Source organism: Kocuria arenosa (assembly GCF_042879215.1).
GTDB classification, from domain to species: Bacteria; Actinomycetota; Actinomycetes; order Actinomycetales; family Micrococcaceae; genus Kocuria; species Kocuria arenosa.
On the sequence record NZ_JBHZTA010000018.1, the window covers coordinates 21,749 to 31,363 of the forward strand.

At 67.8% G+C, this 9,615-nt stretch carries 10 protein-coding genes; 8 read left to right on the forward strand and 2 right to left on the reverse strand.

All coding sequences use genetic code 11. The annotated features are described in order from the left end of the window. Positions 1–155 precede the first annotated feature (155 nt). From ACFYE3_RS18110 to ACFYE3_RS18130, 5 genes are all read left to right on the forward strand, one after another. Positions 156–944, forward strand: a complete 789-nt coding sequence (locus ACFYE3_RS18110; protein WP_387611570.1) for an SDR family oxidoreductase — start codon at positions 156–158, stop codon at positions 942–944. 11 nt (positions 945–955) lie between these two features. Continuing rightward, positions 956–1,966: a PDR/VanB family oxidoreductase gene (locus tag ACFYE3_RS18115; protein ID WP_387611572.1), complete on the forward strand. Its 1,011-nt coding sequence runs from the start codon at positions 956–958 to the stop codon at positions 1,964–1,966. A gap of 26 nt (positions 1,967–1,992) precedes the next feature. Then, complete coding sequence (locus ACFYE3_RS18120; protein ID WP_387611575.1) at positions 1,993–3,210, forward strand: cytochrome P450; 1,218 nt, start codon at positions 1,993–1,995, stop codon at positions 3,208–3,210. Between the two features lie 93 nt (positions 3,211–3,303). Then, positions 3,304–3,678, forward strand: coding sequence for a YidH family protein (locus ACFYE3_RS18125; RefSeq protein WP_387611578.1), 375 nt, complete (start codon positions 3,304–3,306; stop codon positions 3,676–3,678). A gap of 13 nt (positions 3,679–3,691) precedes the next feature. After that, entirely contained in the window at positions 3,692–4,051 is a 360-nt protein-coding gene (locus tag ACFYE3_RS18130) for a DUF202 domain-containing protein (RefSeq protein ID WP_387611581.1), read from the forward strand. Positions 4,052–4,286: 235 nt separating this feature from the next. Here ACFYE3_RS18130 and ACFYE3_RS18135 read toward each other — a convergent pair whose 3' ends face one another. Then, a complete protein-coding gene (locus ACFYE3_RS18135) occupies positions 4,287–4,835 on the reverse strand; it encodes a ferritin (protein WP_387611583.1) in 549 nt (182 codons plus the stop codon). A 218-nt stretch (positions 4,836–5,053) separates the two neighbouring features. Between ACFYE3_RS18135 and ACFYE3_RS18140 the strand changes: the two genes are divergently transcribed. Continuing rightward, on the forward strand, positions 5,054–6,088 hold the full coding sequence (locus ACFYE3_RS18140; RefSeq protein WP_387611586.1) for a helix-turn-helix transcriptional regulator: 1,035 nt from the start codon (positions 5,054–5,056) through the stop codon (positions 6,086–6,088). Between the two features lie 68 nt (positions 6,089–6,156). Here the strand turns inward: ACFYE3_RS18140 and ACFYE3_RS18145 are convergent, their stop codons facing one another. Continuing rightward, complete coding sequence (locus ACFYE3_RS18145) at positions 6,157–7,677, reverse strand: amidase (protein ID WP_387611588.1); 1,521 nt, start codon at positions 7,675–7,677, stop codon at positions 6,157–6,159. 813 nt (positions 7,678–8,490) lie between these two features. On the opposite strand from ACFYE3_RS18145, the gene ACFYE3_RS18150 reads away from it, so the two are divergent. Both ACFYE3_RS18150 and ACFYE3_RS18155 read left to right on the forward strand, forming a co-directional pair. Continuing rightward, positions 8,491–9,051, forward strand: coding sequence for a hypothetical protein (locus ACFYE3_RS18150; protein ID WP_387611591.1), 561 nt, complete (start codon positions 8,491–8,493; stop codon positions 9,049–9,051). A 143-nt stretch (positions 9,052–9,194) separates the two neighbouring features. Next, on the forward strand, positions 9,195–9,476 hold the full coding sequence (locus ACFYE3_RS18155) for a hypothetical protein (protein ID WP_387611593.1): 282 nt from the start codon (positions 9,195–9,197) through the stop codon (positions 9,474–9,476). Positions 9,477–9,615 lie beyond the last annotated feature (139 nt).

Here is a 9,615-nt window from a genome sequence, read left to right on the forward strand (position 1 = left end):
CCCCCCTATGACCGGACACACGCCATCTTCCACCCAGTGAAAAGGAGAGATGATCCGGGAGTGCGCCAGGCCACATAGTGGAGTCGAACCAGCCGAACCGCATGCGAAGGATCCCCCGAGCGTGCGGGGGCCACACTTCTGGAAGGACCACGTCCATGACCCTCGACGGACAGACATTCGTTGTCACCGGCGCCGCCTCCGGTATCGGTGCTGCCACCGCAGCCCTTCTGTGCGATGCCGGCGCGGAGGTGATCGGTGTGGATCGCAACACGGCCGCGGACTTCCCGGGGGCCTTCGTCCAGGCGGACCTCTCCACGGCTGGGGGTGTGGCCGCGGCGGCCGGCCAGATCCCGGAGGGGATCAACGGACTGCTCAACATCGCCGGTGTTCCCGGCACCGCCCCGTGGCGCCTGGTGCTGTCCGTCAACGTCTTCGGTGTCCGGGATCTGACCCGGGCCCTGCTGCCCAAGCTCGTCCGAGGCGGTGTGGTCGTCAATCTGGCCTCCAACGTGGCCAGCGGCTGGGCCGGGCGCCGCGAGCAGATCATCGCGTTCACCTCCGTCGAGAACCGGGAGGCGGCACTGGAGCTGGCCGGTGCGGATCCGGAGGTCACCGGCAACTCCTACCGGTTCTCCAAGGAGTGTGTCCGCTGGCTGAGTCTGGAGGCGGCCGCTTCTTCCTTGGGGAAAGCGCGCGTCGTCTCGGTCAGCCCCGGCCCCGTCCAGACCCCCATCCTGGAGGACTTCAAGATGGACCACGGTCGCGACAAGGTCGAGGGTGCCGTCGCTCTGCTGGGCCGGGCCGGGCAGCCGGCCGACATCGCACACGCCATCGGTTTCCTGGTTAGCCCCGAGGCTGCCTGGATCAATGGCACCGACGTCTGCGTCGACGGCGGCTTAAGCGCTCACCGCACGGTGGCCGCTTCGCTGTCCGTGACCGCCTGAGCAGAGGGACCATGACCACCGTGAACACCGTTCCCACCCCCGTCCTCGGGAGCCAGACCACGAACGGCTACCGGCACGAGGTCGAAGAAGTCCTCGTCGAGAAGCTCGAGACCGTGGCCGAGGGCGTTCGCCGAGTGACCCTGCGAATGCCCGACGGTTCCGACTTCCCGCAGTGGGAACCGGGCTCGCACATCGATCTGATCCTGCCCCACCACATGCGCCAGTACTCCCTGTGCTCGCCGCTGGCCGACCGCAGCCGGATCCAGGTGTCAGTACTGCGCACCCGCGACTCCCGTGGTGGTTCCGCCTACGTGCACGAGACTCTGGCAGAGGGCGACACGGTCCACATCAATGGGCCCCGCAACAACTTCCCCTACGTCGACTCCCGTAAGTACCTGTTCGTGGCCGGTGGCATCGGCATCACTCCGATCCTGCCGATGATCGAGGCCGCAGAAGCGGCCGGCCGCGAGTGGCGCCTGGCCTACGGCGGACGCAGCCGGGCCTCGATGGCCTTCGCCGATGAGCTCGTGGCCACCTACGGGGACCGCGTCCTGCTCTACCCGGAGGACGAGGTGGGGCGGATCGACCTGGAGGGTCTGCTGGCCCTTCCCCGGGCGAAGATGCTGGTCTACGCGTGCGGGCCCAACCCGTTGCTGCGCGTGATCGAGGACTACTGCATGGGCTGGCCCCCCGGTGCCCTGCACCTGGAGCGCTTCGTCGCGGCCAACCTCGACGCCGGGGCCAGCGCCGAGCCCTTCGAGGTGGAGCTGACCGACACGGGCAAGACCGTCACCGTGCCCACGGACCGCACCATCCTGGAGGTGGTGGAAGAACACGGGGTTCGTGTGCTCTCCTCCTGCCGCGCCGGAGTGTGCGGCACCTGCGAAACCCGAGTGGTGGCAGGGGAGGTCGAGCACCGGGACGCGATCCTCAACGAGGAGGAGAAGCATTCGGGCGACGCCATGATGATCTGCGTCTCTCGCGCCGCGGCCGGGTGCCGCAAGCTCACCCTCGAACTCTGAACCACCGACCCGCCACAGGAGCCACCATGACTGTCACCGCCACGAGGCATGAAGCCGTGTCCCTGCCCGACGACCCCTTCTCTGTCGAGAACATCTCGAATCCTTACCCGTTGCACGAGAAGCTTCGGGAAGCCGGACCCGTGGTGTGGCTGGAGAAGTACGGCTGCTACGCCGTGACCCGCTACGAGTGGGTCTACGAGATCCTCACCGACTTCGAGTCCTACTGCTCCAGTGGTGGCCTCGGCCCTAAGGACATCCGCAAGGAACCCGAGTGGCGCCCGCCCTCGATCCTGGAGTCCGACCCGCCCACGCACACCGTGATGCGCCGGGGCCTGGCCGGGGTCATCTCCCCGTCCACCATGCGCCGGCTGCGGGAGCAGTTCACCCCCTTCGCGGAGGAACTGGCCGAGCGGGTGGTGGCCCAGGGGGATGTCGACGGCATCAAGGACATCGCCGAGCCCTACCCTCTGAAGGTGTTCCCCGACGCGGTGGGCCTGCGCCCAGGAGGCCGGGAGAACCTGCTCCCCTACGGTGCGATGGCGTTCAACGCCTTCGGCGCGGACAACGAGATCAGGGCCGAGGCTTTCACCGAGGGCGAGAAGGTCGCTGCGTGGATCATGGACAGCTGCGCCCGCGAGAACCTATCGATCACCGGCCTGGGCGCCGACATCTGGAAGGTCGCCGAGGAGGGGCGCATCGCCCCTGAACAGGCCACCCTGCTGGTGCGCGCCCTACTCTCTGCAGGGGTGGACACCACGATCTTCGGCATCGGGAACACGCTCTACAGCCTTGCTCGGCACCCCGAGCAGTGGGAGAAGCTCAAAGCCAACCCGAAGCTGGCCAAGTTCGCCGTCGACGAAGCGCTGCGTGTCGAGTCCCCGTTCCAGATGTTCCACCGCACCTCCACGATCGACACCGAGATCGGAGGCGTTCGGATCCCCGCGGACTCGAAGATCCTGCTGTTCATGGGGGCCGCCAACCGGGACCCCCGCAAGTGGGGCGAGGACGCTGACGTCTTCGACCTCGACCGCAGCGCCTCCGGCCATGTGGCCTTCGGCATGGGACTGCACCAGTGCGTGGGCCAGCCCATCGCCCGGATCGAGATCGAGCTCGTCCTGCAGGCGCTGGCCAAGCGCGTGGACCGGATCGAGCTCACCGGCGACCCCTCCCCGTGGATCCACAACGTGCTGCGCGGCTTCGCCCGCATGCCCCTGCGCCTGACGCCGCTGGCCGGTACGCCCTGATGCTCCGGAGCATTCTGCCGACCCCACAGGCACGGACGTCGTGTCCGGTGCGGCACCCGTGGGCGGCCCTGGAGGCACCCCATGAATGAGTCCATGCCCGCGCAAGACCGCAGCCGCCTCTCGGCGCGCATGCTGGGCGGTGGAACCGAACCGGACCCGCGGTTCACCCTGGCCAATGAACGCACCTTCCTCGCCTGGATCCGCACCTCCCTGGCCTTCCTGGCCGGTGGCATCGCGGTGGAAGCCTTCACGGAGGACCTCTTCCCCGAGCCGATGCGCACCTTCCTGGCGGTGATCCTGCTGCTGCTCGGGGTGCTCATCAGTGCCGGCGCCGCCTGGCGCTGGGTGGGCGTGGAACGCAGCCTGCGGCGCCAAGCACCCCTGCCGCTGCCACTGATCGCTCCTCTGCTAGGCATCGGCGGGGCCATCGCCTCCGGGGCCCTAATCGTGTTCGTCCTGCAGACCTGACCGAGGCCAGTCGATGAGCCGCTCCTCCCGACAGCTACCGAGCACCCGGACACCGGGTCCGGCGCACGACGACCCTGGTCTGCAGCCCGAACGAACCGCACTGGCTTGGGGACGTACCGTGCTGGCACTGATCACCGTCGCCGCCATCTGCCTGCGCTGGATTTCCCACCACGGGGCTTTCGTCCTGACGCTCTTCGCCGTGGCCGTCATCACCGGCACGGCGATCTATCTCACCCAACGGACCCGCTACGCCCGCAGCTCCACCGGGATCACCACCGATCGCGTCGCCGCCGACGTTCTGGGGGTACTTAGCCTCACCGCGGCCACGGTTGTCCTGGGCTCTCTGGGCACCTACGTCGTCGTCCTCACCTGATCTCACAGATCAACCCGACCTGGACCGGTCGGCAACTCAGATGCTCGGCATGGACAGTACTCGGTCGAACTGCGGAAGAGCGGCGCCTGACTCGAGGAGTCCACGGTTCACCTAGCGGTCATCGCGCCGGAGCCAGCCGCTAATCCGCCATCTGTAAAGCCAGCGCGCGCAGGGGTTCTCCTGCGACGCCGTCCGCCCGTCAGCGCCCCTGTTTGCGCGCCGTTCTCTCTTCGGGTCAGACGGTTCCGCCGGCGACCTCCGGCATCCCGGAGTCCCGGCCATGACCGCCGTGGTGGCCGCCGTCACCGACCTGCTCGCGGGCCAGGTAGTTCTCGATGTCGAAGAGGTTCTCCGCCCGGCGCGCGATGTTCACCAGGGTGGTCATCGAGGCGACCTCCTCGACCTGCTCCTTCAGGAACCAGAGCATGAACTGCTCCCCCAACGGGTCGCCCTCGGCCCGGGCGGCGGCGAACAGCGCCTTGATCTGCTCGGTGACCTCCTGCTCCTGGGACAGCGCCAGGGCCAGGGGCTCGCCGACGTCGGCGAAGTCGTTGCGCACCTCACCGACCCCCGGGATGGTCAGCGGGAGGTCCCGGTCCAGGATGTACTGGACGATCATCATGGCGTGGTTGCGCTCCTCCAACGACTGCCGGTAGAAGTGCCGGGCCAGCTGCGGGAGGTCCTGGCTGTCGAACCAGACCGCCACCGCGATGTACTGGTGGGAGGCGGCGAACTCGTGGCCCACCTGGCGGGTGAGCAGCTCGTCGAAGGTCGCGGGGGCCATCTGTTTCTCCTCGGGCTGGGGTGTCGCGGGCGCATCGAGGGAGCTGGCGGCCGGCTTCCCCTGCCGCAACCGCCCAGCACCTGAGCTGAAGATCTTGACCATGCTCCCACCCTAGTGAGCTGCGATCCCGGGTGGCATCATGTCCACCCACGGCGACGTTTTCCGATCATGAGTCACCGACGAACCATCAGCGCGGCCGATACGGCCAGGAGGGTCATGTGAATTCAGCGAACGAGGCTCAACCAGTTGCAGAGCAGGCTGTCCTTGAACTCTCAGCAGAGCTCCGTGCGACGGCTGAGCTGGGCGAGGTCGTCTCGGCGGTCTTGCTCGGGGCGGCAGGTGTCGACGAGGTGCTTCGCGGTCTGCGGCGCATCATTCCTTTCGACGCGGCGATGCTCTCGGCCTACGACCCGGTCCGCGGCGTGCATCGCCGTCTGGCCCAGGTGGGGTACGACAACCGGGTGGCGTCCTTCGCCAACTCCGACTATCTGGCCTGTCCCAGCTACGGGGTGTCCCTAGATTCCCCGATACCGATGCGCATGCGCGACTACCCCTTCGACTTTCACGACCTCCCCACCTACCGCGAGATCCTGCGACCGGCCGGTTTCGCGGAAGGGGCCACCGCGGTCCTGCGTCGCAGCGGCACTACCACCCAAGCCGGCATGCTGGTCATCAGCCAGCGTGATCCAGCCGGTATCGATGATGAACGGCGAGTCTTCCTCTCCGCTCTCGCCCCGATGCTCGCGCGAATCGTCGACGACCAGGGCCGCATGCGCCTTTTCCGCGCCCGGGGTGCGCCGTCCACCCTGGCAATGGTCGTCACCGCCGATGGGGACACCCGCCCCCTGGACACCGCCGCGGCCCGCCTGAGCCACGAAGTGCCCAATCTGACCCAGGCCGCGATCAGCCTGTTGAGCACTGAAGCGGTGGCTCGCTCCGGTTACGTCTGGCACGACAGCCAGTGGTGGCGTGTGGTGATGACCCGCAGCGAAGACGTCTCCCTGTCCCAACCGGATGTGGTTGTCGTGACGGCAGAACCTGGTGGCCCGCCCGAGGGGCTGACGCGCCGGGAGCTGCACGTCCTCACCTTGATTGCGGACGGTCTGAGCAACGCCGAGATCGCCTCACGCCTGGGGCTCAGCGTGCGCACCGTCACGACCCACGTCGAGCACATCCTGCGCAAACTGGGCCGTCCGAGCCGCGCAGGATGCGCGGCTCGGACGGAAGCAGAAGGCCTACGGCTACTCGGCTGAGACCCCACCCGCGCAGGCCGGCTGGCCGAGTACGTCCATCTCCTCCCGATCACGAGTCAGTCGAGGACTCAGGACCGGGCCACCAGACGCTCATAAGCCAGGGCGATCTCCACGAGGCGGGCTTCACTCCACGGCGCCCCGACGAGCTGCAACCCCACCGGCAGACCAGTCTCCCCCACACCGCCAGGCACCGAGATCGCAGGAAGACCTGCCACCGAGAGGCAGAAGGCGTAGCGGATGAAGGTCTCGAAGGTGTCGACGCTGCGGCCGTTGTGCTGCATCGTGATGTCCTCGGCGATCGGAACCGCGGTCGCCGGTGTCGTGGCCGTCAGCAGCACGTCGACGCCGGCAAGGGCCTCGGCGAAGCCTCGCCGAATCGCCGGCACGGTGCGCGACATTGCTTCGGCGTAGGCGAACGCGGGAACAGGTTGCGCTTCGGGGCCGATCTGACTGCCCAGTGCCGCACGCACATCGGCACCGAAAGAGTCCAGGTGCGCCACCAGACCGCCGCCCACGCCCGCTGCGCGCAGCGCCTCCTCGGTCAGCACGACGTCTTCGGGGATGACCGTCATGAACCCGGTGTGCGTGGCCTGCTCGACGTCCTTGATCGTCACCGGCACGAGAATCGCCCCGGCCTCCTCCAGCCGCCGATAGTTATCCGCCAGCACCCGATCCACGTCCGGAGCGTTGTCCTCGGCGAAATACCCCTCGGGAATACCGATCCGCACTCCCCGCAGACTCACACCGGCCTCCTCGATGGCCTCCGGAAGCTTCGCCCCGGAGGGGTCATCGGCTGCGAACGAATCCAGCGGGTCCGGACCGGAGGCCACGACCCGCAACAACGCGGCGGCATCGGCCACCGTGCGGGTGATCGGGCCCAGGACGTCATAGCTCCATGACAACCCGAACATCCGCCCGCGGCTGGCACGCCCCAGCGTCGGCTTCAACCCCACCACCCCGCACAGAGCCGCCGGGATACGCACCGACCCCCCGGTGTCAGTGCCGATCGCACCCGAGCACAACCGCGCGGACACCGCCGCCCCCGAACCGCCACTGGACCCTCCCGGGATACGCAGCGGGTCATACGGGTTGCGCACCGACCCGAAGTGCGGGTTGTTGCTGGTGATCCCGAACCCGCACTCGTGCAGATTCGTCTTCCCCAGCACCAGCGCACCGGCCTCCTTGAGAAGACGCACCGCGGTGGCGTCCTCGGTCGGGACGAAGTCCTTGAAGACGGCCGTACCGCCCGTGGTGCGCGTGCCGGCCGTGAATAGGGCGTCCTTGATGCCCAGCGGAATACCGTGCAACGACCCGGCGATCTCCCCGGAGGCCTGCAGCTCATCCATCCGGGCGGCCTCCGCCAGCACCTCATCGCCGCGCGAGAGCAGGAAAGCGTTGAGCGTCTCAGCCTTGTCGAGCGCCTCAATGCGCTCCAGGTACATCTGCGTGAGTTCCCGGCTGCTCAGCTCACCGTCGCGGATGGCCCGCGCCTGCTCGGTCAGCGGTGCCGCCACCTCGGCGGCGTGCGGGCCGGACTCCGCCACCGACGGCGGCGGGACAACAGGCCGGATGATTGCGGTCTCGGTCATGATCTGGCTCCCTTCTCCCCCGCGCCGCGTCTCGGCATCGACGGATGCCACCAGAATCTAAGCGCCTGTGGCGCAGACCACATCCGTAGAAATACGTATTTCACGACCAGCCGGTCAGGAATACGATGCCACCCCATCCCCGCCGATTTGTCCCTCATGCACGAGGAGCAGGACAAGCCGTCTACGGCTGGATCTCCGCCCCAGCGGAAATGACACAGCAGGGGAAATGGCAGTCCCGACTTAAGCGGTCAACATGAGCAAATCCTAGAGACGCCGATACAAAGGTGGTCCACAGGGAAACGCCAACTGCAGCATCGTTCTCCTAGGCAGTGGCCGGTAGCCGGCCATATGTAAAGCAGAGTCTGCCCGGGGTGAACATCTCGCTGAAACCACCCATCCGCGCAGGGGTTCGCTCCGAACTGTCGATATGAGTGGAAGTACCGCCCACCCGACCGGGGCAGAGCCTTACGTTCTGATGCCCTTCACTACGGCGGGCACCGACCCCAGTGGCCGAAGAGGAAACCCGGCCTGGTGCCATTGACCGGCGCGCCAGAGCTCTCACAGCACGTCGGCGAGGCACTCCCGCGGCGGAACCGGTACCGCCGCAGGCGGGACATCGCGGCCATGGGATCGGCGGCCCCTCCCCCTGCACGGCACCTGGATCGGAGGACGTGTCTGCACGGGCGCGTCACCGTTGCCTCCACTTCTCCAGGAGCGGGGTGCCCGTCCCATGACACCGGTGGTGGGACCACTGACGCGGCCCCGAACCATTCACACCCTTTGGAGGTCAGCATGAGCAGTCCCCTCTTCCCAATGAGCAACTCCTCAGTCCAGGTCACCGAGATCAACCGGGTACTGACCGGACTGAACCAACGACTGCACACGCTCTCCGGTGGCGCCGCGGTGGCCGCCGTAGCCCAGGCCGCTGTGGACTATCTCCCCGGCGCCCGGTGGGCCAGTGTCACCGTGCTGCGGGAAGGGCAGTTCCGCACCCTGGTGGCCACCGCCCCGGTGGCCCAGCAAGCCGATGCCCTCCAGCACGAACTCGCCTCCGGCCCGGGCGTGGAGGCAAACCTGGCAGGTACCGTCCACCTGATCTCCAACCTGCCCCAGGAACCCAGGTGGCCGCGATTCGGCACCCGAGTGAGCCAGCGACTCGGGGTGGCCAGCCTCCTGGCCTACCGGCTGCCGCTGCCCGAGGACCCGGCGACGACGGTCGGGCTGAGCCTGTACTCCGATGCCCGCGACGCCTTCGACGGGCAAGCCCTGTGGGCCGGCGGGATCCTCGCCAGCCACGGCGCCATGGTGGTCTCCGCACACCTGAACCGACAACGGTCCGGGCGCTCCGCGCAGCGGCCGCCGGCCCGCTCGTAGGATCGGCGCTGCTGGCCACCGGAGCCGAACTGATCCTCATCCGCCAGATCGCCCGGCAGGTCGGTCGCCGGAGACCATGACCGTGTTGTCAAGGGCTGATGCGCCGGTCTCGTGGGCGGGGACGAGTCCGTACAGTCGTCGTGATGGATTCTGTTGCCCGGCCATCGGAACCCGACAAGCCGTTGGCTGACGCACCGTTCCCAGACGCTGCGGAGGCCGCGCGTTTGGCGGCCCTGCACGAGCTGGGTCTGCTCGACACGGCCCCTGAGGAACGCTTCGATCGCATCGTGGCCCTGGTCCGGGTGATCTTCAAGGTGCCCGTAGCGTCGATCACGCTCATCGACGCGGATCGGCAGTGGATCAAGGCCGCAGCCGGCATGGAAGCCGGCGTCGCTGTCCCCCGGAACTACTGGCCACCGGCATAGCAATGACCGCGAGGGAACGGCAAGCGCCCTCCTCCCGGAATCCCGCGAACGGAACGGGTGGCAAGTGGGCCACGGTCATGACGAGCCGCCCATTGCCATCGACGGACCAGGCTCCTAGCGTGGGAAGAGCCGGAGACTT

Bases quoted from the DNA above. Each gene is read 5' to 3' on its own strand.
- ACFYE3_RS18110 (WP_387611570.1), top strand. From the start codon at position 156: ATGACCCTCGACGGACAGACATTCGTTGTCACCGGCGCCGCCTCCGGT.
- ACFYE3_RS18115 (WP_387611572.1), top strand. From the start codon at position 956: ATGACCACCGTGAACACCGTTCCCACCCCCGTCCTCGGGAGCCAGACC.
- ACFYE3_RS18120 (WP_387611575.1), top strand. From the start codon at position 1,993: ATGACTGTCACCGCCACGAGGCATGAAGCCGTGTCCCTGCCCGACGAC.
- ACFYE3_RS18125 (WP_387611578.1), top strand. From the start codon at position 3,304: ATGCCCGCGCAAGACCGCAGCCGCCTCTCGGCGCGCATGCTGGGCGGT.
- ACFYE3_RS18130 (WP_387611581.1), top strand. From the start codon at position 3,692: ATGAGCCGCTCCTCCCGACAGCTACCGAGCACCCGGACACCGGGTCCG.
- ACFYE3_RS18135 (WP_387611583.1), bottom strand. From the start codon at position 4,835: ATGGCCCCCGCGACCTTCGACGAGCTGCTCACCCGCCAGGTGGGCCAC.
- ACFYE3_RS18145 (WP_387611588.1), bottom strand. From the start codon at position 7,677: ATGACCGAGACCGCAATCATCCGGCCTGTTGTCCCGCCGCCGTCGGTG.
- ACFYE3_RS18150 (WP_387611591.1), top strand. From the start codon at position 8,491: ATGAGCAACTCCTCAGTCCAGGTCACCGAGATCAACCGGGTACTGACC.
- ACFYE3_RS18155 (WP_387611593.1), top strand. From the start codon at position 9,195: ATGGATTCTGTTGCCCGGCCATCGGAACCCGACAAGCCGTTGGCTGAC.